The following is a 21,218-nucleotide window of genomic DNA, read 5'->3' as shown; positions in this document are numbered from 1 at the left end:
TCCCCTCCTTTCTCAGCTACGATTTAACGAAAGCATGCTTGTTTTTGGCAAAATCCGGGAATGCGACAGGATACCCGTTTTGAGCGACGGACTGAATGGAAAGCGGCAGGATGGAGCTCACCGCAACCGAGTCGTACACGTCGAAATCCGGCCGTCGCTTTTCGATTATCGCGGTTATGAACTCCTTCATGACGAAATAATCGCCAAACCGGGAAGACTGCTCCGCTTTCATTTTATCGCTATTGCTTTTCCACCAAGGGTGTTCGAATTCGTCTGTATATTCTGATAATTTTGACCATGAAACGTTTCCCATGTACGACTTTCCCGGTGAACGGCCATCCAGCCATACTAACGGCTCCTCGATCGTATCCCGTCCCGATACATAGCAGCCTTTCGTTCCTTGCAGCCCGTAATATAAATAATTGAATGGCCGCGGCGAAGAGAAATCGTTGCGCAAATAAATGACGGCCCCTTGCTTTGTCCGGATGAGCGACAGACAGGAATCTCCTTGCTTCCAATAATCCGGTTTCGCGCCGGGATGGTCGGGGCCGAAAATTTCTTTAAAATAGTCGCTTTGCGACGCGGGCTTCGAGACGATCGTCGTCATATAGTCGAAGGAATCATTGCGATTGATGCCCAGCCATTGCGAGACAGGACCGAGCGAATGGGTCGGATAGTTGTTGCCGTTGAAGTCGCGCATCATCTCCCCTCGCCACATCAAGTTCCCCTGAGCGTCATGAGTGGCTGTCCGCACATCGTGAATATAGCCGCATTCCGCATGGGTCAGTTCTCCGAATGCGCCGGATTCGGCCATATGACGGACCATCATGCTCGTGCGGGTGTAGCAGAAGTTCTCCGCCAGCATATAGACGGCGCCCGTCTGTTCCACCGTTTCAACGAGCTCCCAGCAATCTTCGACCGATTGTGCCGACGCGACTTCGCACAGTACATGCTTCCCCGCTCGCATCGCTTGAACGGACTGACTGGCGTGAACCTGCATCGGCGTCGCCAGCAAAATCGCATCGATGTCCGGATCGGCCAACAGCTTCTCGAAGGAGGTAAACTTCCGAATGCCCGGATATTTTTCTTTCCACCTCGCGAATACGGCTTCATTCAAGTCGCATATGGCGTTCACTTCCACGATATCGGACAAAGAATCGCACGATTTATGGTACCCGAAGCCGCGGTTCCCTCCCACGACAGCCAATCGAATTTGTTTTGTCATTTCGAAAGCTCCTTCTGCAAAATTTAAGCCATTCGCTATTTGCCGAGTTCGGTGTTCACTAATTTCTGCATTTCGTCGGCAGCATCGCGCAGGGCGACGTTCAAGTCTTTCGTCCCGTTCAAGTATGCCGTATAGGCTGTAGCCAGAGGAGCAATTACAGTACCCTTTCTGTCCAATGGATGGACGTCGTGCGACGGCGCCATTTTCGTTTCCAGAATCGCCTTGAGCGCTTCCTCCGTGCCCAGTCCGGAATCTTTGCCCCAGAGCGAAGTAATTTCTTTGTTTTTGAGCACCGTAACTTTCCCCGATCTCGTAATTAAGCTTTGGATTTCTTCGGACTGCATCATCCAGCTCATGACTTGAAACGCCTGATCGGGATACTTGGTCGTCTTGGTCATGTAAGAGCTGTGGAAATCGACTTCTGTTTGATAAGGTCTATCTTTAAATTCCGGGTAAGTGACCATCCCCCACTTCATGTCTTTGTACACCGCTGCATTTTGCACCACCGAGGCCAGCCACTCGTTGTACATCGCCAGCGTCTTATCCGTATTAAACGCCTTTGTCGTCGATACGCCTTGCATGCCAGGTATGTCCATTACTTCTTTCAGCACCGGGAACACCTTCTCCAACCCGGACAAATTCACTTTATTCGTTTGCCGCTCGATATAATTTAATGAATATTGGCCCCCGAGATTGATGTAGCTGTCAGCGGCATACCCGTAATACTGGATGCCCCCGTCCATCCGGGTCAGCTTCTTGGAAAGCTCGATCGCATCGTTGTGAGTCATATGGTTTTTCGGATACGGTACGGCAAATTTATCGAATAAATCTTTGTTGTACAGCAATACCTTAAAATTGATGTACAACGGCAAGGTTACCGTTTCCATATTGAATATCGGCGAATATTTTTTAAGCGTTTCCACCGTTGTGTTGTCGTACGCATTCATGTCGATTTGGTTTTTCTTGATGAACGGGGCCAGATCCTGAGCCAGCCCGAGCGGAACCAACAACGACGATTGTGCGACACCGCTCAGTACAATATCCGGGGTGTTGCCGGCTGCGATCGTCTCCTCCAGAAATTTCTGATCGTACGTTCTGGCGACACCCGAACCTTGATCGAGCGTAATATGGGGAAACTTCTTCTTTAAAGGCTCTACCACGATCGTCTGCCAATCTTTTTCATTGTACAAGCCGTTCATTACTTTTAACGTAATGGGCTGCGGCTGGACCGGCTTTTCCGAATCGCTTGCTTTCGGTTCATCCTTTGCAGTGCCGCTTGAACTGCATGCGGGCAGAACAGCTGCCGCCGCGAGCAGTAGAGCGGCCACTTGTAAAAATGACCTTCGGAATTTCAACTCGTACCCCTCCAAGAACATTTTTACAGAAATAGCTGTCTGTCACCCCTACCCGATTTATCGATCATTTTCTCTACTTAAACGGCAGTCCGGCTTATTCGACGATCACCTCCTCTTCCATACTTTTCATTATAAAAGGGCGGGCGGTAAAGCATATGGAAAACAGTCATCATTACCCGTAAAAAACTCAGGTCTGGAACGCGGACACTATTGCGACTGGGTACGAAATGGTATCATATCCCCGTTCCCCTCATATCCTGCAATATAGTTTTTAGCGATTCTCGGTCGCTTCAAGATCCTTATTCCTATCTGTACGCTTGCCGGAAAACCGAGTTATAATAAAATTGACAACGCTTTCAGAAATACCCGCAACAATACTCCGATCAGGGGGAATGTATGAATGCAAATGACGCAAAGGCAGAAAGAAAGCTTCGCCAACTATCTCGCCAACGTTCAAACCGGTATTCTGACATCCTCGTACCGTACGCTAGGCGCAGAGTGGATTCATTATAATTTGAAATACGAATACAATATGCTGTATTACATCGTGTCCGGAAGGTGCAATATATGGGTGAATGGGCTCAATATTTCCCCCTCCTCCGGGCGGCTTATATTGCTTCCGGCAGGATCTACCATTTCCGCTACTTCGTATAACAAGGAAAACTTCGGTAAATATTTCTGTCATTTCACTTCGATAATCGGCGGTACGCGCCTGTTCGATTTGCTTCATATGTCCTCGATGATCGAAGTCGAAGACAAGTCGTTTATCGAACGGCAGTTTCAGGAGCTTACCGATTATTTTTCCGACAAAGGGATCACCTCCGCTTTGCGGGCCAAAACAATTCTACTGCAACTTCTTTGTTACTTCATAGAAAGAAACCCTTCGCTCGCGCTTCACGATTCCGGTCATCTCGATGTGCAAAGCATAACCAGCATTATGGAATATATTAATGCGCATTTGGCCGACCGGCTGTCCGTCGACGATCTTGCCAGGCTCGTCCATTTTCATCCTCACTATTTCATCCAGGTTTTCAAGTCGATGATCGGCTTTTCGCCGATGCAATATATCGCCAAGCTGCGATATGAACGCGCCTGTACGCTGCTGTCGACGACAAAGCTGAACATGAATGAAATCGCCGAGCATGTCGGCATCCATCCCGAATATTTCACGAAATTTTTCAAGCATCATAGCGGCGTAAGCCCGACCGCATATCGCGACAACAGGACCGATCGCGAACATGAGAAACAAGCGATGAAAGCTGTTTTGAATCGAGCGGGCGCGGGCGGTTAACCGGCAACTTAAAAAACGGCCCATCGTTCCCCCAATCAAACGGAATTACAGCCCGTTATTATGGATGAAGATGTACCGTTTACCAGTCATTCCGTTACTGTTTACGTTTTTGTTCGCCGTATATTTGGCTTAATCATCCGGCAAATATCTTCGTGCCCCCGCGTATTCCTTAACGAAATAAGGCGTATCGATCGGGGTCAGCTCGATGGAGCTCTCCGTTTTCGGAGAATGGATCATTTGACCATTGCCCGCGTACATGCCGACATGATGCACCTTGCCCTTTCCGTTATCGTACGCGAAGAACATCAAATCGCCCTGCCGAAGCTCGGATCGACGGACCGCCGTGCCTGATTTCGACTGATCGGAGGCATCCCGCGGAATCCCTATTCCGTGAAATCCGTATAGCGAGTACGTGAATCCCGAGCAATCGAAGCCGAAGGCGGATACGCCGGCCCATAAATAAGGCAGCCCGAGAAATAGATTGGCCGTATCAACCAGATGCTCCCCGGTCGGGTTGACGGTGGCTTCATTTCCTCCTGCAAGCATCGCCTCTGTTTTTGGCAAATACTTTTCTCCGTCGCCCGGAGTTTGCACAACGTAATACGCCCCTATTTCTTCCACAATAGGCAATCGAGTATTGAAGCTGAGTTCCAGGAAAGGCCGATCGGCGGCAGGAGCATCATAGAGGAAGGCCGTTATTGCCTTGACCACCGCCTGCGGGCATGCCTTCGGAATAAAAGCGGCTTCGCTATCGGTCAATTGGCGTAAAGGCATCCAGCCCGGATACCCTTCCTCGTTGCGTGAAGTGGGCTGCTCCGATACGATCACCTTAACCCAGTCGCCCGCCGTGTCGATCACCTTTACTCTTTGTCCGTACAAAGCTTGCGTCTCCAGCTTGCCGACCAGCCAAAGCTTATCCTGGATCGTCATTCCCGCCGTCCAACTGCGGATATCCACGACTGCCGCCGTAGACATCTCATCCAGAGGACGGTTGCCGCCCGGCTCGCTCCAAAGCGTGGCCACGGCCGAATTCACCACCAGTTCCTTACCCTGCTCGGCACCGAATCCGCACGGGATTCCCGGTTGTTCCCGACCAGATTCCGCCATAATCGGATAGTCTCCCTTCGTCTCCGGCTCTATACTACCGAATGATACCGTTTCATCGCGAGTCCGGGTCGAATCTGTCATAAGCGGCAGCTCGGCATGGAATGACGAAATCGATCCCTCCTGGCTCCCGACCGGTCCACCACACGCGGGCAAAGGCACCGTCAGCAGCAGTGCGATCCAAAGAGCCCTCACCCTGTTCATTCCGATTCCCCGCTTTGCAATTGTCGCTCTTGCTCATTTATGCGAACACGAAAACATTTATGACTTTCGGCCGCCTTTTGTGCTGTTTAGGGAGACCTCTGTCAAGCATGGTGGACGGTTCTCGCTCCTAGCGTTTGGGCCCAACGGAGCAAATCCACATTACCTCCGCTAACCAATAAGGCCACGTTTTGACCAGCCAAACCGAGCTCCCGGTTCGTCACCGCAGCCAAGCAGACGGCCCCGGCTCCTTCGGCCAATACTTTGGCCCTTTCCAGAAGCATCACCATCGACGAAGCGATTTCTTCCTCTGAAACGAGCACGAAATCGTCCACATAATCCAGCATCAGCTTCAATGGGAGCTCGCCCGGTCTCTTCACCAGCAGCCCGTCCGCGACAGAGACCGGCTTTTCTATCCGGCTTAACGCCCGATTGTGCCAGGAATCGTAGCCCGAGCTTGCGGTGACGGGTTGAACGCCGATCACGCGAATTTCCGGACGTACCGTCTTCACGGCCATCGCAATACCGGATATGAGGCCGCCTCCCCCGACCGGAACGACAATCGCCTCTACCTTGGGCAGCTCATCCAATATTTCGATCCCGATCGTCCCTTGCCCGGCGATAACGTATGGATCGTCGAACGCATGAACGAGCGTAGCGCCTTGCGTTCCGGAGATCCGGGTCGCTTCCTCGAACGCCTCGTCGTAATTGGCTCCGTGCAAAATGACTTTGGAGCCGTATCCTTCCGTGGCCATAATTTTCGCTTCCGGAGCCCCTGTCGGCATGACTACAGTCGACGAAATACCGGCTTGCGCCGCTGCCAGCGCCACACCCTGCGCATGGTTCCCCGCAGAAGCCGTAACGACTCCCGCAGCCCGTTCGGCTGCCGTGAGGGTAGCTATTTTATTCATAGCCCCGCGCACTTTAAAAGCGCCTGTCCTCTGCATATTCTCCATCTTCAAATACAGCTCGGTGCCCGTCATTTTGCTGAACGTCTGCGAATGGACGAGCGGCGTGCGATGCACGAGCCCGTTCAATCTGAATTTTGCCTGCACGATGTCCTGGTACCCTACTTGGTAATCCCCATCGAAACCATCCCCATTCGTCATATTCATCGTTTTCGGTAAAAACAAAAAAAGCCCTCATCCCAAAAGGGACGAGAGCGTTCTCGCGGTACCACCCTAATTCCGAATACGCCATCCGGGCAAATACGAATGACGAAGCTTCGGCGCTTCATGTCGGCATACCATCATATGCCGTTCCTTGTAACGGTGGAAATCCGTGTTCCCTACTTGAATTCGGGTTCCATCTCCGAGGTGATTTTCCACGCCGTCTGCACATCGGCTCGCACCAAACCGCCGACTCTCTGGGAACAGGGGGAAGCGTGTACTCTTCCTCTTCATCGAATTTAGCCAATCTGTTTGACGCTTAGTATAGCATAACAACGAAACAATAATCAATTGATTTTCTGCAAGTATACGGTTAGCTCGTCCCGATTGTGGAAAAGCTGCTTCGCCTTCCGCAGCTGCATCGTCGGCTGCATCGCCCTGACCGAATCCTTCACGGTTTGAAAAGGTTTGCCGTGCATCAGCTTCAGCGTAATGATCGCGATCCCGCCCGGCCTTAAACTGTCGAGCAGCGGCAAGATCAGCTTCACCATCTGCTTCGGACTCCAGCTCATATCGCATACGAGCAAATCATAGGTATCGCTGCGAAAAGCCACTTCTCCCGCATTCCGCTTCAAATAGGTCAGCTTCGGATGGCGCAGCAGGTCGGGATGGAGCTCGGCCGGATCGACTGCGGTGACTTCCGCTCCCCGATCAAGCAGCAGCGATGTCCACCCGCCCGGTGCGGATCCGATATCGAGCGCCTTGGCAACCTTCGAGAAGTCCAAACCGAATGCATACTCGGCTTCCAGCAGCTTGAACTTGGCGCGGGAGACTTGACCCTCCTCCTTGCGGAATCGGACCGCTCCGCCCGGCCAATCGGACAAATTGTCGCCGGGAGCGGATATGCCGATGTAAGCGCAGTCGGACGTCAAAAATACCGAAATAATGCGCTCCGCATCCTTGACGACCGTCTCGGCCCGGAATTTTTCAAGCCATAATTCCGCTATCGCTTCACGAAGCTCGGACGGCTCGAATGCGCTTGTAAAGCCCTCGGCTTTGCGAATTTGAATCGCTATTTTGTCGCAGTTGGCCGTCTCATGCAGCTTTTCCGCTGCAGCGCAGATGAGCCGAATGTCGTCTATTGTTCTTGCAAGGGATACCGTCGCGTCGATCGGATGCATATGCCGCAAAAAAATCGGCTCTTTCCCCGCAATAGTACGGATAGCCTCATCGCGCCCGAGCGGGATGCGCATCAAGTACGTTTCGGCCGGTATGAGCTCGTCGAACTTCGTACCTTGCGTCAACGCTCTAAGCTCGTCCTGCGCGTATGCCGCGAAGCCGCGGTTGGACGTCACGACGAAGCGCGATTCGGCAGTGGAGTCGGCTCGTTCGTTCATCGGTGCACCTCGACTCGTATGTAGTTCGCGATACATGATATGATGGGATTATACCACATGAATCCAAGGACGTTCGTTGATCCAATCGATTTCAACCGGCACCTGGTACGCGTCGCGCAGCAGCCCGGCCGTCAAAACTTGCTTCTTCTCCCCTTGAGCCACGATCTTGCCCTGATCCATCAAAGCGATATGGGTGAATACGGGAACGATTTCCTCGATATGATGGGTCACGTACACCATCAGCAATCCCGATTTGCCGAGCGTCTGAATATCCTCCAACAGCAGCTCGCGCTCGTACAGATCGAGTCCCGAGCACGGCTCGTCCAAGATCAGCACGGAAGGATCGGTCATTAAAGCCCGTGCCAGCATAATCTTCTTCCGTTCGCCTTGGGAAAGCGTGCCGAGAGGCTGTTCGGCCAGATGAGGAAGCCGGACCTGCTCCAGTTTCTCGATTGCCTTCCGCTTCACCTCGTCCGGGATGTCCTGATAGAAGCGCAAAAAGCCGTATTCGCCGGTCGCCACCACTTCCCAGACGGGATCGCGCATCGTCAGCTTCTCCATGAGCGATTGGCTGATATAGCCGATCTTGTTGCGCACAAGCCGCAAATCGATTTCGCCGTATGGTTGACCGAGTACCCGCACCTTGCCAGAGCTCGGAAATTGGTAGCCTGTAATCAATTCCAGAACAGTCGTTTTTCCCGAACCGTTTTTCCCGAGAACGACCCAGTTCTCGCCTTGCCGCATATGCAAATTTACATCGTTTAATATCGTGCGTTCCCCGCGGATAAAATGAATGTTTTCCAACCGGATCATTGTTTTTCCCCTTCCTGCGCTTGCTGAGCAAACCTATCCTATTGTAGCTCAGTTCCGTGTCCGTTTTCCACTTTGAATTTGCCATCGGCAATCTGCCTCAATACGTCATCGGGCATCGGATAGTTGTAGAGCCGAACGTGACCCGGCTTGTTCGCATAGAGAGTCTGGTACATTTGCAGCCTTCCTGCCGCACTGGAGGTATGCAAATAAATGACGGAGGGAAAGCGGCGTTCCGCCACGATATATCGGACGACCTCCATCCCGGTCGGCATATTCCAGCCCAAATCGTAGTCCAGCGACAGCACGCGGACGTCGCACTCTTTCAGCAGCTCGACGCATTCGGCGGCGTCCTTCGCCAGCACGAAGCCTTTCGGACAAGGCCTTGCGTCGTCCATGTACAAATCGATCATCATTTCCCCTCTCCCGTTAACCGTCGCAGCTCGATAATTTCCTGCCTATGCCCGTATCCTGCGCCAACCGGAGTCTCTAGAACGGCCGGTATGTTCCGCGCATAGCGCGAAGCGAGGAACTGCCGAAACGGCTTCTCCCCGATTTCGCCCTTGCCGATGTTGGCGTGGCGATCTTTGTAGGACTTGTGAGGATAGACGGAGTCATTCAAGTGAATCGCTTTCAAATGCTCGAAATAGCCTAGAGCCTCTCCTTTCTTCTGAACTTCGTCCCAATTGCCGCCATCCCATAACCCGCTCGCGAACGCGTGGCAAGTATCGAGGCAAAAGCCGACCGACTGCGGTTTGGCGCATAAGCTGCGCACGCCGACCAGCTCTTCGAGCGTCATCCCCATTCTTGCATGTTCCCCGGACTGATTCTCGATGAGCAGCAGCGCCGAGCCGCTCCACTCTGCCAACACCTCGTTCAGGGTAGCGACGATGTTCTTATAACCGTCCAACGGCTCAGGCCCCTTATAAATACCGAAGTGTACCACGACTCCCACCGATCCGCAAGCTTCCGCAATTTCCAGATCGTTCAACAGAGACCGGACGACAATATTTCTGCGCTCCCCGGCGTCCACTGCCAGATTCGTCGGATACGGCGTATGGGCAATCGACCGGATGCCGTGCTCCCGGCAGTACGCGGCGCATGCTTCCGCGTCCCGGCGATCCATCGTTTTGATCGAAAGGCTTCGCGGATTTTTCGGGAAATATTGGTACGACCCGCCCCCGATGCTTCGGGCAAGCTTCGCCGCTTCCAGAAAACCGTTGCGGATACTTACATGCGCGCCGAATAGCAACCTGATCCCTCCTTCTTATCGTTGGCAGCGGGTACAGTAAAAAACTTTCCGCGAAGCTAATTCGTTCTGGATCAACGGATTGCCGCACCGTACGCAAGGCTCTCCGCCCCGGTCGTATACGGCGCAGCGGCTGTCGAACCCTCCCGTCAGCGCGTCACCCGGGAACAATGGGTTTTCCATATAACCTCCGAATCGGATCGCCTCGTTCAATACGCGATTCATCGACCGGTACAGCACGGCGAATTCGTCATCCGTCAACGTTCCGATCGATCGGGTCGGCAAAATGCCGGCATCGAAGCAAATTTCATCGGAATAGCAATTGCCGATTCCGGCGATCGTTTTCTGATCGGTAAGGGTCGGCTTCAGAACGGTTCGTTTTTTGGCCAATATCCCGGAAAAGCGTTGTGCCGTGAAATCGCGTTCCAATGGCTCCGGACCGAGACCGGACAGTTTCCGTTCCGCTCCGACCCTATCCAGCAAGTGCAAATAGCCGAGACGAAGTCCGATGAAATACAGATTGCGTTCCCCGAAGGAAAGAACGACTTGCGCGGTACGGTCCGGCTTCTCGCTTTCCGTTCCATAAAACATCCAACCCCCCAGCATCAGGTGCAGCAGCAATAAATCGCCGCCGTCCAGATGGAACAGCAAATGCTTGGCCCGCCTGGATATGCCGGTTATCGACCGGCCTTTCACTCTGCTCTTGAATAAACCGACAGGCACATTGATCGATTTTTCTCTCTCGATATCGACCGAGACGATCGTTTTGTGCAAAACTCGTTGGGTCAGGAGCGTTCTATACGTCTCCATTTCGGGAAGCTCGGGCATATCATTACCTTCTTTAACAGGGTTAATTAACAAGCGATAACAAGCTCCGCCGCTTGCAATTCCGTACTAGCTTACCCTTTTCGGCAACGATTTCATACTTTTCATGCTCTTGCCATCCGCCATTTACGCCTTGTTATACGTCCAACCGAGCCAACAGCTCCGCCAGATTTTCACAGATCAGATCCGGTCTCCAATCCGACGGCGATCTGGCCAGCAGCTCTTCCACGTTATCCGGTGTGGCAATGCCGGTTAAGACTAGCGCGGTACGCAATCCCGCGGCTCTTCCGGCACCGATATCGGTAGCCGGATTATCTCCGATCACCCATACTTCCGAATCGGTCCCAAGCCGTTCGAGCGCATAATCCATAATCGGCCTGCAAGGCTTTCCGATCACGGTCGGCTCCGCCTGCAGCGCTTCCCGGATCGATCCCGAAATCGAACCGGCACCCGGAACAAGCCTGCCGTCCGACGGGAGCAGCCGATCCGGATTCGTCAGCACGTATTCGGCCCCCTCCGAAATAAAGCGAACCGCCATCTCCAGCTTATGATAGGAGAATTGCCGGTCGATGCCCTGAACGACAAAGTCCGGTCGCTCTTCCACAAGCTCCAGCCCCGCTTCCTGCAGAGCCGACTTTAACCCGTCCTCGCCGATTGCGTATACGCGACGTCCACGGGTACTCGTAGCCATGTATCTTGCCGCGCATTGCGAGGAAGTGACCACCTCCGCAGCGGTCGAAGCGATACCCATATCCGTCAAATGCCCGGCCACCGCTTCCGGCGTCCGGGATGAATTGTTGGTCACAAACAAAAAGGGGAGCGACAGCTCCCTAAGTCTCGCGACGAATGCCGCCGCGTGCGGAATCGTAGAATGTCCCGCGTACATCGTTCCGTCCAGATCGATCAGGAAGGCGTAACGCTTTTCGGCAACGGTCATATGCTTTCGGTCCTCCGTTCGGTCAATTCCCGGTATCGTCGTTCATCTCCGGCTATAGGCAGCATTTGCTGCCATACGCCTGAATTCCCCTTACCCCCGCGCTTGGCGGAATCCGGCTTTGGACGAGCGTTCCTTCTCTGCAAGGCGGTATCCCGCTTCGTCATGAGCCGATCGACCCGTTTGCGTATGGCCTCGATTTCCTCTGCGCCGCCGCCTTCCTTGCGGACTGCGGTCAATCTACCGCGCGCCTTCTCAAATGCTTGTTCCGCGTATTCGAGCGCGCGGTCGTAGTCTTTTTGCTGATGCTCGTAAAACATGGCGAGCTCCACGTAGGGCGTAAGCGGTGCTATGCGGGATCGCCGCTTTCGCTCGATCGTCCGTTCCCACAACGACACCGCCGGCTCGAACCGGCCTTGCCGCTTATAGAAATCGGCTGCGGGCAACCAGTAGTCGGAGGCTTGATCCGAATCCCGGCCGAGCAGCTCCCTGAACGCCTCGTCCGCTTCCTCCGCGCGTCCCACTTTGTCGAGCCAAAGCGCCAGCCGGAACAGTTCCTCCGGTTCCATCCGGGCCGTGCTTACGGTCCCGGCCATCAGCCGCGTCAGGTGGACGGCCAAACAAGCGAGAGTCAGAACATCCTTCTCGTTATGCTCGAACACGCCCGCCACTAGCGCCGGATCGCCCTCGGCCAAATATTGAAAATAAAGAGCGGGAGCCAGCGAGCCGGGCACGTCGTCGATCCGGCTCAAGCCGAGACGTTCCCGCTCCACCGAGCTCAACCGGCACGAAGGCAGCGTATTGCGCCACAAGCTGCGGGACGGATACAAAAAGTCGAAGTGAACCGGATCCGTGGCGCCATCCTTTTGCCTGTTCAAGATGTAGCGATTTTTCAAAATCGGCCAATCGAAGCATTTGCCGTTATACGATACGAGCATATCGCGTACCGCGAGCCTTTCCCGCAAATGATGCAGCATGGCGGCTTCCTCTGCCGGATTGCGAATAAACAGCTGCTCCACCACGAAAGCGGCCGATTCGTAATACCCGATTCCGACCATAAAAGCAACGTTGCCTGCGCCTACTCCAAGCCCGGTCGTCTCCGTATCGAGAAACAACAGCCGCTCATGACCGACGCTCGGGAGCGATGGCGAAGCCGCTCCTCCGGAATCGCTCGCTGCCGCTTGGTTGCGTCCGGTTCCCTTCCTGCCGTTTCGCTTTTTCGCAGCCGCTCCGAGCGCGGATAGCGGCGCAGCTTCTCCGCAGAGCTCCCCTAAGCGATATAAACCGTGAGCGTGATGGAGCGGGTAACTCCGTCGGCGGATTATGAATTGTCCCCAATCGTTGTGATGCATCATGGCCCCGAGACGTTCCCATGAAGCGCCCAGCGATTCGATCTCGGGCGGATCGATCGAGGCGGATATGACGGGAGCGTCGGCCGTTTTCTTCAGCCGTCCCAACCGTTCTTTCAGCGAGCCCATCGTCAGCGCACTCCCTTCATCGCGGCGAGCAGCTTTACCGCAAGCGGCTTGCCGGTCAATCCGACCTCTTCGATCGGTCCGACGCAGGCGGGACAGCCGCTCAAACAGCCGCAGCCGGTTATATGTCTGGCCGCTTCTTCGATCAACGAGCCGTGTACGTCATACAGCCGTTCGCTCAAGCCTACTCCGCCCGGATAGCGGTCGTAGAAAAAGATCGTCGGCATTTTGTCGTGAATCGACCGCACCTGCGGAACGACCCGGATGTCGAGCGGATCGCACATCAGATAGAGCGCAGCCAAATGAACCATGACGTTTGCCAAGCCCAGCAGCGCATACTGCAGGTCGTTGGCGCTCAAGTCCCGGGTCGCTTCCTCGCCGAACGTGATCCAATAGGAGCTCGTATGCATTTCTTCCTCCGGCAAATGGATCGGACCGGAGCCGATATTTTCATGGGTGCGCAGCCGTATTTTTTTGAATATGGTAGCCTTCGCGTTGATCGTCACTTCGCCGAACCGGCGCTCCGCCAAGCCCGCCGTCTCTTCCTTGTGGGTTTGCAGCACCTTCAGTTGTACCGCCAGATTGGCGTCCGTGTAGTAATCGACGTCCACCTCGCGGACGTACGCCTTCTTCTCCTCGTAGTCCAGCTTCTCTACCTGAAATTGTACGCCCTCGTGTATGTATATCGCTTCCTCGTGTACGAGTGTCTGCGCACTGAACCGGTCGACCTCTCCGATGACGCGGCTGCCGTTCGACATATCGATGATGATGATGTTTTCCTGGGCTGCTGACCTAAGGGAAATATCGTGCGCGGGGAACGACTGCTCCATCCAGTACCAGCGGCCTTTGACCCGGTGTACGATTTTCTCCTCGGCCAGAAATTCCAGCAGCTCCGAAAGCGGCTCGTCGCCGAACCGATCGTTCTCCTCGAACGGCAGCTCGTAAGCGGCGCATTTGACATGGTCGAGCAATATGATCAAGTTGTCCGGCTGAATGAGCGCCCGCTCCGGGGACCGTTCGAAAAAATATTTCGGATTCTCGATCATGAACTGGTCGAGCGGATTGCTGCTCGCCACCATAAACGTGATCGAGCTCTCCTGTCTGCGTCCGGCCCTTCCCGACTGCTGCCAGGCGCTTGCCACCGTACCCGGATAACCGTTCATGACGCAAGCCTGCAGTTGGCCGATGTCGATGCCAAGCTCCAACGCGTTCGTGCTCACGACGCCGCGAATTTCCCCGGAGCGCAAACCCCTTTCGATCTCCCTGCGCTGCTTGGGCAAATAACCGCCCCGGTATCCCCGGATCGACTTCGTCCCCAGCTCGTGCCGGACCAGCTCCTGCAAATAAGTGAGCAGCAGCTCGACCCTTACGCGGCTGCGGGCGAACACGATCGTCTGGATGTCGTTCTTCAGCAAAAAGGCGGCTATTTTCTGCGATTCGAGCACGCTGCTTCTGCGGATGCCCAACTGCTTGTTCACGACGGGAGGGTTGTAGAAGACGAAGTGCTTCTCGCCGGCGGGGGCTCCGTTGCGGTTAACGAGCGTTACCGGCTCGCCGACGAGCCGTTCCGCGTGCTCTCCCGGATTGTCGATCGTGGCCGATGCGCAAATGAACTGCGGGTTCGAGCCGTAAAAACGGCATATCCGTTTCAGCCGGCGAATAACGTTGGCGACATGGCTGCCGAAAACGCCGCGGTAGCTGTGCAGCTCGTCGATCACGATAAATTGGATATTCTCGAACAGCTTGACCCATTTCGTATGGTGAGGCAAAATCGCCGAATGAAGCATGTCCGGGTTCGTCACGACGATGTGCCCCGCATTGCGTATGGCTTGCCGAACCGTCGGCGGCGTGTCCCCGTCATACGTATGGGTCTTAATATCGGCGCCAAGCGAGTCGACGATTTCGTGCAGCTCGGCCACTTGATCCTGGGCCAGCGCCTTCGTCGGAAACAAATATAAAGCCCGAGAGCTGTCGTCGCGCAAAATTCGGTTCAGCACCGGCAAATTGTAACACAGCGTCTTTCCCGAAGCGGTCGGCGTTACGGCAACGACGTTGCGCCCTTCTTCCGCCTCGCGAAACGACTCGGCCTGATGCGTATATAGACGATCGATCCCTTTATCCGCAAGCGCGGCCCGAAGGCCGGCATCGATCGTATCCGGAAACTCGGCAAAGCTTGCCGGTCTGGGCGGAATCGTATGCCAATACGTCACTTGGCTCATCAATTCGGGCGTTTGCTTGATCATATCGATCATTTCTTGGATAGAGGATACTTTTCCAGTCAGCCGATTCATTCCGATTGCACCTCGCGTCATTTCGAATCCCGTTCGATAGGTTCCGTTATCCCAATTGTACAGAATATACGTTCGCATGACAATACGAAGGCAAACAAAAACCGCCTATTTGTGCGGGCGGTTCCTTATGGAATATGCGGTTTGGTTGACCGAATCGCGAATGATTCACGGACTGCAGCGTCAGTTTTGAATAGAACTTGTCGTATCGAATAGAATATTCAGACAATTCGCAATATAATTGACTCGTCTTCTGTCGCTTCCTGCGCTTTCCCGGGAAAAGTTCAGCTCTCCGCAGCGTCGTCATAATCGTACCGGAACCCGTCCCGGTCGGCGAAAAACCCGTCTGCATGCCGTTCCTTGGGCTCCATGGACAGCTTCGCCAGCACCTCGCGGTAGCTGTAAGAAGCCTGCTTGCTCCCCTCGTGCCGCAGGGCGATTGTGAGCGCCTGCTTGATCACGACGTAGTCTTGATTGTTCAGCTGCATACCGGCTCCTCCTTTCCATTATGCCAAGCTCCACCAATTAGTTTGTCCCCCGTTGGAAAAATCATTCGCGGTTATGACGGCTTTTGTCCGTACTCGCGCCACAAAACGTGAAAACGCGCTTCGGTTATTATATAATCGATGCAGTCAGGAACTATCCAATTGCCCGGGAGGTATGATTCAAATGAGCAAAATAGAAAGCGGTGCCGTCTCCGGCTACCGTCAAGCCGAATTCGATATCGATCCTGTGTACGTGCGTCGCTGGTCTCCCCGGTCTTTTTCCTCCGCCCAAGTGGATGACGATACGCTGCTTAGCTTGTTCGAAGCGGCACGCTGGGCTCCGTCCGCCAATAACGAGCAGCCGTGGCAGTTTATCGTGGCACGCACCGAGGCCGAAAAAACGGTTTTTCTCGGATTCATTAACGAAGGCAACCGGCTTTGGTGCGATAAAGCTCCCGTCATCGCGCTTGCGCTCTCCAACCGGATTAATTCGAGAGGCAGGCCGAACCGTACGCATGCTTTCGACACCGGCGCGGCCTGGGGATTTATGGCGCTGGAGGCTACGCGCAAAGGACTCGTGACGCACGCTATGGGAGGCTTCGATGCGGACAAAGCCCGTGCTTCGCTGGGCATTCCGGAAGATTATGAAGCCCATGCCGTAATTGCGATCGGCTATCAAGGAGACGAGGAAGCGTTGCCCGAGAATCTGCGCGAGCGAGAGAAGCCTTCCGACCGCAAACCGGTCGCTCAAATGCTGCATAGCGGCACCTTCGGAAATCGTTCCTCTTAATCGACCGGTACGCCGGCTGTTTTCAACTTGCGCGAATTGGTGTAGAATAAGAGGAATGAATGCACATTCCCGATAGTTTAAGCGCGAGGTGAGAGACAGTGCTGGAAAACCTGTACAAACAAATCGTCATGGATCATTATAAAAATCCCCGCAACAAAGGCAAGCTCGATGCGGAAGGCTCCATCCAATTCCCATATAAAAATCCGACCTGCGGCGATGTAATGGTACTGTACATGACGGTAGACGAGAACCGGAACATTAAGGACGTTAAATTCGAGGGCGAGGGTTGCTCGATCAGCATGGCATCCTGCTCGATGATGACCGATCTGGTCAAAGGGAAATCGATCGAGGAAGCGGAACGGCTCATCGGCGTGTTCACCGACATGATCAAAAACGGCGAACTGCCCGAGGACGAGGACGAGCTCGGCGACGCGCTCGCCCTATCCGGCGTCCATAAGCTTAGAGCGCGTCACAATTGCTCTCTACTCGGCTGGAACGGCTTGGACCGCGCCATCAAGCAGCATACTCATTAATTTGCCCGCCTTCTCGGCATATCCAAACTCCCGACATCGTTCGGGAGTTTTTTGCATATATCGGAAATGAACATTAATGAGGTTAACGATCGTTAATAAGCTAATAAGCCTGCGCGCCAGCAGGCTTTTGTATCGATAGAGATCGATGGTCGTCTTCCCACGTGCGAAATTCGACTACTGCAGCCACCAGTATAACGGAACGGACAACAACGAGGTGACAATTCCGGTAAGCCCCATGGCGAGTCCGCCCGCACTGCCCTGAAGTTCATTTTCCCGAATAATTCTGGCCGTGCCGATTCCGTGCGATGCGGTGCCTATTGCGACGCCCAGCGCCACGTCGTCGCGAACGCCTGCGGCCCGCAGAAAAGCGGGTCCGAACATGCTCCCGACCAACCCGGTCAATACGGTGAGAACTGCGCCCAGCTCCGGCACGCCTCCCAGCAGCTTTACGATTTCAATGGAGATCGGCGAACTGGTCGATTTGGGCAGCGCTGTAATCCATAGCTCTCTGGACCCGCCCGCGATCCAAATGAAAAAAGCGCTGCTCGTCATCCCGCACAAGCTGCCGGCCAATACGCCGGTAACGATGGCGCGAAGCTGTCGTTTGAGCCGAACCGCATGCTTGTACATCGGTACGCCAAGCGCTACCGTAGCCGGTCCGAGGCAGAAAATGAGCAGATCGGCTCCGATCCGGTAAGATTCGTACGAAATGCCGCTGACGAGCAAAAATACGATCACCGCCGTCGAACAAACGAACAGCGGATGAAGCCACCTGAAGCGGGTATGCAGATGAAGCGCGAGAACATAAGCGAGAACCGTAATCGTCACTCCGAACAAAGGCTCATTCCACCAGTGGCTACCGTTCATCGGCGGGAGCCTCCTTTTCCGATAACGCCGCGGTGACCTTTCCCGTAACGAGCAGCACCAGCAGCGTCCCGCCGATGAGACTCAACCCGATTCCGATGGCGTTCCCGCCGATGACGGGAAAAAACACGATCGTCCCGACGATGAACGGAGCGAAAAACAGCATCATATGACGAAGCAGAAACTGCCCGCTCTCCTCCACCCATTCGAGCTTTACCCATCCGGCGAACAGAAATACGACAAATAGAATAAGACCGATTACATTGGCTGGAAGCGGAATATGGAGCAATCCGCGGACAAGCAAGCCCGCGAAGTGGAAGGAAAGCAATATGGCCAGCCCTCGCAAACGGGTTCCACCTTTCACAACTTTTTACTTTTTATTAATCAAGGAAAAGTATATCATAAATAAGGAATGCTAAATGAAACGAATGGAGGATTACAATGATTTTGACAACTACGCCTTCCATCGAGGGCAAATCGATCGTGGAGTACGTATCCGTCGTCACCGGAGAAGCCATCATGGGCGCGAACATCGTAAGGGACATCTTCGCTTCCATTACCGATATCGTAGGGGGCAGATCCGGAGCTTACGAAAGCAAGCTTAAGGAAGCGCGGGACATGGCTTTCGAGGAAATGCGCTCTCAAGCTTCCCGTTACGGCGCGAATGCGATCGTCAGTATCGACATCGACTATGAAGTCATCCGCGACGGAATGCTAATGGTAGCCGTTAGCGGTACGGCGGTCCGCGTACAATAATCAGGACAGGTTATGCCTCCAAGGCGCTCGAATGCCTTTGTCCATGACAAAGCAATCGGGCGCTTTCCCTTATCTTCCCCTCCCAAAAATCCCGATTCGTTCGTATCGCTGATTTCACGCGCTTCAATTCCGTCCCCCGGCACCTAATTTTTGTCGCAATTGCTCGTAAATCTAGTTGCCTTTTCTCGTAAAATGTCATACTTTTGAAAGAGTTAGGCAACTCACCGAAGGAGATTTCCGAATAAAATGTCGAATTTGTTATTGATTCCTATCCTTCCCGACGAATGCGGTCGATTGGAGAGGTGCTAGGAGATGAGAGCTGTTCCGCGACTTCTTCTGGGCTGCTTGTTCATTTTCCTTGTTCCCTTTATTCTCCCGCCCCCCGAAGCACATGGTAAAACGATTTCTTCGGATCCTATCGCCGGTTGGCAGTTCAAATGGTCTTCGCAGCCGGACGGCGGACCGACGATGGAAGAGCGCAACGATCCGGACGGATGGACGGCCGCGGACGCCGCTCATCCCATACCGCCCAATCCCGCAAACGCTTCAGCCGCATGGTTGAAAATCGAGCTTCCGCAGCCGCAACCGTCCGAGTGGAAACAAGCCGGACTGTTTATCGACAAGCTGTACGGACACATCGTGGGCATATACGCCGGGGAACGGATCATTTATGAAGCCGTTCGCAACTATTCCTACGATGTATTCAAAATCGCGTTACCGCTGGAACAACGGGATATGGGTCAAACGATCTACGTCAAAATCGTTACGTTCAGCGATCGGATCGGCATCCACCAGGCGATGGACGTTGCGGAATATCAGGAAGGGCTGCTGCAGTTTTTCAAATACGATTTGTTCGACATGATATTCGGCGGGTCGCTCGTCTTCTTCGCGGCCATCATGCTGATTTGCTCGTCGTTTCTGAACAAATCCCAGCTCACGAGATGGATATCGTTGTCGCTGGTCATCTTGACGACCGGCACTATGATCGCAACGTATTCGCCGTTTCTCTACACCTTTTTGCCGAGCTACGGCAAGCTGAGCTTACTATTGTTCGACCTTTCCCTGTTCGTTTTCTTGCCGTCCCTCGCCATGTTCGTCGAAAAGACGCTGGATGGAGGGAAAATAACGCATATTACGCGTCTGCGCAAAATCATCGCGGCGTACTCGACGTTTTGTATCGGGCTGCTCATTTTCAATGAGCTGACCGATTTCAAGTACATCAAAATCTATTATTTTTTTACATTGACCGTTCTCGGCATAATCATGCTTGTCCAGTTTGTGCTGCTGATCGGGGTTTCGGCGCTGCATGCCGTTCGGGGAAACAAGGACGCCCTTATTCTCTCCTCGGGCTTCGCTCTGTTCGCCGCGACCGCGGTCGGGGAGCTGGTCTGGTTTTACGCGCATGAGAAAAATTACGAGTTGCATTTGTGGAAATGGGGCGTTCTCTGCTTCGTAATCGCCTTTATCATCATCCTGTCGCGTCGTATCGCACGAGATCACGAACAGGTCGTCAATCATTCCAAGGAGCTGGAGCTCTATAATACCCGCCTGCAGCGTCATGAGAAGATGGAGATCATCAGCGAATTGGCCGCTTCCGTCGCGCATGAGGTCCGCAATCCTCTTCAGGTGACTCGAGGTTTCCTCCAACTGCTGAGGGAAACGTCCGAGGACAAGCCAAAAAAATATTTGGGCCTCGCCATGGAAGAATTGGATCGGGCATCCGATATTATTACCGATTTTTTGACATTCGCCAAGCCGCAGCTGGATGACGTGACCATTCTCCGCCTATGCGACGAATTTGAGCATATTCAAGGAATTTTGGCTCCGATGGCCAATTTGCAAGGGGGGGACATTCGCGTACAAGTCTCGGACAATCTGTACATATCGGGCAATTCCTCAAAGCTGAAGCAGGCTTTCGTCAATATTGTCAAGAACAGCATCGAGGCATTGGACAGCGCGGGTACGATCGAGATATGGGCTTACTCGGAGAGCGGCGAGATCGTCATTCACGTGAAGGATAACGGGGCGGGGATGGACGAAAACGAGCTCTCCCGGTTGGGAGAGCCCTACTTCTCAAGCAAGACGAAAGGCACCGGGTTGGGATTGATGGTTACTTTTCGTATTATTGAGGTCATGCGGGGTAAAATCGAGTTCAAAAGCAAAAAAGGAGCCGGCACGGAAGCGATCGTCCGCTTCCCGCAATCGACGGCGGTCGATTCATGATATTACCAGGCAGCGTTCGAATCCGAATCGCTGCCGTTATTTGTTTCCGACGGATTAGGAGGAATGACCAAATAAAAATCGGTTTGCGTTTCTTCAAGCGCCTTCAGTTGGATTTCGTCCGGAATCGTTACTCCGAACGCATCCTGGATTGCCGTTTTCGGGTCGCTGAGCAGTTTCTGCTTGAAGGAAGGATCCTCCCAAGCTTTTTCGATGATTTGCTGTTTCAATACTTGATCTGCGGACATGAAAAACCACCCTTTCCAATGATTGGATATGTATAACGTCCCAAGTGTAGCATGAAACA

21 protein-coding genes and 1 other annotated feature are annotated in these 21,218 nt (G+C 53.7%); of the genes, 5 read left to right on the top strand and 16 right to left on the bottom strand.

Going from position 1 to position 21,218, the window contains the following annotated elements; translation table 11 throughout:
• Nucleotides 1–16: 16 nt before the first annotated feature.
• Nucleotides 17–1,225, bottom strand: a complete 1,209-nt coding sequence (locus FE784_RS00470; RefSeq protein ID WP_139600150.1) for a Gfo/Idh/MocA family protein — start codon at nucleotides 1,223–1,225, stop codon at nucleotides 17–19.
• Nucleotides 1,226–1,260: 35 nt separating this feature from the next.
• Complete coding sequence (locus tag FE784_RS00465; RefSeq protein ID WP_176705857.1) at nucleotides 1,261–2,580, bottom strand: ABC transporter substrate-binding protein; 1,320 nt, start codon at nucleotides 2,578–2,580, stop codon at nucleotides 1,261–1,263.
• A 400-nt stretch (nucleotides 2,581–2,980) separates the two neighbouring features.
• Here FE784_RS00465 and FE784_RS00460 point away from each other — a divergent pair, with 400 nt between their 5' ends.
• Nucleotides 2,981–3,871 (top strand): AraC family transcriptional regulator, encoded by an 891-nt coding sequence (locus tag FE784_RS00460; RefSeq protein ID WP_139600148.1) that lies wholly within the window; start codon nucleotides 2,981–2,983, stop codon nucleotides 3,869–3,871.
• A gap of 129 nt (nucleotides 3,872–4,000) precedes the next feature.
• Here the strand turns inward: FE784_RS00460 and FE784_RS00455 are convergent, their stop codons facing one another.
• From FE784_RS00455 to FE784_RS00405, 11 genes are all read right to left on the bottom strand, one after another.
• Nucleotides 4,001–5,179: a C40 family peptidase gene (locus tag FE784_RS00455; RefSeq protein WP_246131832.1), complete on the bottom strand. Its 1,179-nt coding sequence runs from the start codon at nucleotides 5,177–5,179 to the stop codon at nucleotides 4,001–4,003.
• 101 nt (nucleotides 5,180–5,280) lie between these two features.
• Complete coding sequence (gene ilvA / locus FE784_RS00450) at nucleotides 5,281–6,309, bottom strand: threonine ammonia-lyase (RefSeq protein WP_139600147.1); 1,029 nt, start codon at nucleotides 6,307–6,309, stop codon at nucleotides 5,281–5,283.
• Between the two features lie 16 nt (nucleotides 6,310–6,325).
• Nucleotides 6,326–6,588 (bottom strand) — a binding site (T-box leader).
• Between the two features lie 44 nt (nucleotides 6,589–6,632).
• The gene (locus FE784_RS00445; protein ID WP_139600146.1) at nucleotides 6,633–7,682 is read right to left on the bottom strand and encodes an SAM-dependent methyltransferase; all 1,050 of its coding nucleotides are present in this window, start codon (nucleotides 7,680–7,682) and stop codon (nucleotides 6,633–6,635) included.
• 48 nt (nucleotides 7,683–7,730) lie between these two features.
• Nucleotides 7,731–8,495: an ABC transporter ATP-binding protein gene (locus FE784_RS00440; RefSeq protein ID WP_139600145.1), complete on the bottom strand. Its 765-nt coding sequence runs from the start codon at nucleotides 8,493–8,495 to the stop codon at nucleotides 7,731–7,733.
• Between the two features lie 38 nt (nucleotides 8,496–8,533).
• Complete coding sequence (locus FE784_RS00435) at nucleotides 8,534–8,908, bottom strand: cyclic-phosphate processing receiver domain-containing protein (RefSeq protein WP_342779062.1); 375 nt, start codon at nucleotides 8,906–8,908, stop codon at nucleotides 8,534–8,536.
• Nucleotides 8,905–9,744: a deoxyribonuclease IV gene (locus FE784_RS00430; protein ID WP_139600144.1), complete on the bottom strand. Its 840-nt coding sequence runs from the start codon at nucleotides 9,742–9,744 to the stop codon at nucleotides 8,905–8,907. The genes FE784_RS00435 and FE784_RS00430 overlap by 4 nt, the downstream gene beginning before the upstream one ends.
• Before the next feature lie 15 nt (nucleotides 9,745–9,759).
• Nucleotides 9,760–10,569, bottom strand: coding sequence for an Fpg/Nei family DNA glycosylase (locus tag FE784_RS00425; RefSeq protein WP_139600143.1), 810 nt, complete (start codon nucleotides 10,567–10,569; stop codon nucleotides 9,760–9,762).
• 133 nt (nucleotides 10,570–10,702) lie between these two features.
• Entirely contained in the window at nucleotides 10,703–11,503 is an 801-nt protein-coding gene (locus tag FE784_RS00420) for an HAD-IIA family hydrolase (RefSeq protein ID WP_139600142.1), read from the bottom strand.
• Entirely contained in the window at nucleotides 11,500–12,978 is a 1,479-nt protein-coding gene (locus FE784_RS00415; protein ID WP_139600141.1) for a ribonuclease H-like domain-containing protein, read from the bottom strand. Before FE784_RS00415 ends, FE784_RS00420 begins: the two co-directional genes overlap by 4 nt.
• Before the next feature lie 2 nt (nucleotides 12,979–12,980).
• A complete protein-coding gene (locus tag FE784_RS00410) occupies nucleotides 12,981–15,266 on the bottom strand; it encodes a DEAD/DEAH box helicase (RefSeq protein ID WP_139600140.1) in 2,286 nt (761 codons plus the stop codon).
• 281 nt (nucleotides 15,267–15,547) lie between these two features.
• Nucleotides 15,548–15,751: a hypothetical protein gene (locus FE784_RS00405; protein ID WP_139600139.1), complete on the bottom strand. Its 204-nt coding sequence runs from the start codon at nucleotides 15,749–15,751 to the stop codon at nucleotides 15,548–15,550.
• Nucleotides 15,752–15,932: 181 nt separating this feature from the next.
• Here FE784_RS00405 and FE784_RS00400 point away from each other — a divergent pair, with 181 nt between their 5' ends.
• Together FE784_RS00400 and sufU are read left to right on the top strand one after the other, a co-directional pair.
• Nucleotides 15,933–16,538: a nitroreductase family protein gene (locus tag FE784_RS00400; RefSeq protein WP_139600138.1), complete on the top strand. Its 606-nt coding sequence runs from the start codon at nucleotides 15,933–15,935 to the stop codon at nucleotides 16,536–16,538.
• A gap of 98 nt (nucleotides 16,539–16,636) precedes the next feature.
• A complete protein-coding gene (sufU, locus tag FE784_RS00395; protein WP_139600137.1) occupies nucleotides 16,637–17,071 on the top strand; it encodes a Fe-S cluster assembly sulfur transfer protein SufU in 435 nt (144 codons plus the stop codon).
• 174 nt (nucleotides 17,072–17,245) lie between these two features.
• Here the strand turns inward: sufU and FE784_RS00390 are convergent, their stop codons facing one another.
• On the bottom strand, nucleotides 17,246–17,938 hold the full coding sequence (locus FE784_RS00390; RefSeq protein WP_139600136.1) for an LrgB family protein: 693 nt from the start codon (nucleotides 17,936–17,938) through the stop codon (nucleotides 17,246–17,248).
• Nucleotides 17,928–18,281 carry a CidA/LrgA family protein gene (locus FE784_RS00385; protein ID WP_139600135.1) on the bottom strand — a complete coding sequence of 118 codons (354 nt, stop codon included), beginning with the start codon at nucleotides 18,279–18,281 and terminating at the stop codon, nucleotides 17,928–17,930. The genes FE784_RS00390 and FE784_RS00385 overlap by 11 nt, the downstream gene beginning before the upstream one ends.
• 95 nt (nucleotides 18,282–18,376) lie before the next feature.
• Here FE784_RS00385 and FE784_RS00380 point away from each other — a divergent pair, with 95 nt between their 5' ends.
• Complete coding sequence (locus FE784_RS00380) at nucleotides 18,377–18,691, top strand: heavy metal-binding domain-containing protein (protein ID WP_139600134.1); 315 nt, start codon at nucleotides 18,377–18,379, stop codon at nucleotides 18,689–18,691.
• A 312-nt stretch (nucleotides 18,692–19,003) separates the two neighbouring features.
• Nucleotides 19,004–20,914 carry a sensor histidine kinase gene (locus FE784_RS00375; protein ID WP_139600133.1) on the top strand — a complete coding sequence of 637 codons (1,911 nt, stop codon included), beginning with the start codon at nucleotides 19,004–19,006 and terminating at the stop codon, nucleotides 20,912–20,914.
• Between the two features lie 2 nt (nucleotides 20,915–20,916).
• Here FE784_RS00375 and FE784_RS00370 read toward each other — a convergent pair whose 3' ends face one another.
• On the bottom strand, nucleotides 20,917–21,159 hold the full coding sequence (locus FE784_RS00370; protein ID WP_139600132.1) for an NHLP leader peptide family RiPP precursor: 243 nt from the start codon (nucleotides 21,157–21,159) through the stop codon (nucleotides 20,917–20,919).
• Nucleotides 21,160–21,218: the final 59 nt, after the last annotated feature.

Source organism: Paenibacillus hemerocallicola (assembly GCF_006265175.1).
Classification (GTDB): domain Bacteria; phylum Bacillota; class Bacilli; order Paenibacillales; family NBRC-103111; genus Paenibacillus_AB; species Paenibacillus_AB hemerocallicola.
The sequence above is the reverse complement of the archived record's forward strand: the minus strand, read 5'-3'. Positions and strand labels throughout refer to the sequence as shown.

Bases quoted from the DNA above. Each gene is read 5' to 3' on its own strand.
- FE784_RS00435 (WP_342779062.1), bottom strand. From the start codon at position 8,908: ATGATGATCGATTTGTACATGGACGACGCAAGGCCTTGTCCGAAAGGC.
- FE784_RS00375 (WP_139600133.1), top strand. From the start codon at position 19,004: ATGAGAGCTGTTCCGCGACTTCTTCTGGGCTGCTTGTTCATTTTCCTT.
- FE784_RS00470 (WP_139600150.1), bottom strand. From the start codon at position 1,225: ATGACAAAACAAATTCGATTGGCTGTCGTGGGAGGGAACCGCGGCTTC.
- FE784_RS00460 (WP_139600148.1), top strand. From the start codon at position 2,981: ATGCAAATGACGCAAAGGCAGAAAGAAAGCTTCGCCAACTATCTCGCC.
- FE784_RS00405 (WP_139600139.1), bottom strand. From the start codon at position 15,751: ATGCAGCTGAACAATCAAGACTACGTCGTGATCAAGCAGGCGCTCACA.
- FE784_RS00390 (WP_139600136.1), bottom strand. From the start codon at position 17,938: ATGAACGGTAGCCACTGGTGGAATGAGCCTTTGTTCGGAGTGACGATT.
- FE784_RS00370 (WP_139600132.1), bottom strand. From the start codon at position 21,159: ATGTCCGCAGATCAAGTATTGAAACAGCAAATCATCGAAAAAGCTTGG.
- FE784_RS00410 (WP_139600140.1), bottom strand. From the start codon at position 15,266: ATGAATCGGCTGACTGGAAAAGTATCCTCTATCCAAGAAATGATCGAT.
- FE784_RS00440 (WP_139600145.1), bottom strand. From the start codon at position 8,495: ATGATCCGGTTGGAAAACATTCATTTTATCCGCGGGGAACGCACGATA.
- FE784_RS00425 (WP_139600143.1), bottom strand. From the start codon at position 10,569: ATGCCCGAGCTTCCCGAAATGGAGACGTATAGAACGCTCCTGACCCAA.
- FE784_RS00380 (WP_139600134.1), top strand. From the start codon at position 18,377: ATGATTTTGACAACTACGCCTTCCATCGAGGGCAAATCGATCGTGGAG.
- FE784_RS00400 (WP_139600138.1), top strand. From the start codon at position 15,933: ATGAGCAAAATAGAAAGCGGTGCCGTCTCCGGCTACCGTCAAGCCGAA.
- FE784_RS00415 (WP_139600141.1), bottom strand. From the start codon at position 12,978: ATGGGCTCGCTGAAAGAACGGTTGGGACGGCTGAAGAAAACGGCCGAC.
- FE784_RS00455 (WP_246131832.1), bottom strand. From the start codon at position 5,179: ATGAACAGGGTGAGGGCTCTTTGGATCGCACTGCTGCTGACGGTGCCT.
- FE784_RS00445 (WP_139600146.1), bottom strand. From the start codon at position 7,682: ATGAACGAACGAGCCGACTCCACTGCCGAATCGCGCTTCGTCGTGACG.
- FE784_RS00420 (WP_139600142.1), bottom strand. From the start codon at position 11,503: ATGACCGTTGCCGAAAAGCGTTACGCCTTCCTGATCGATCTGGACGGA.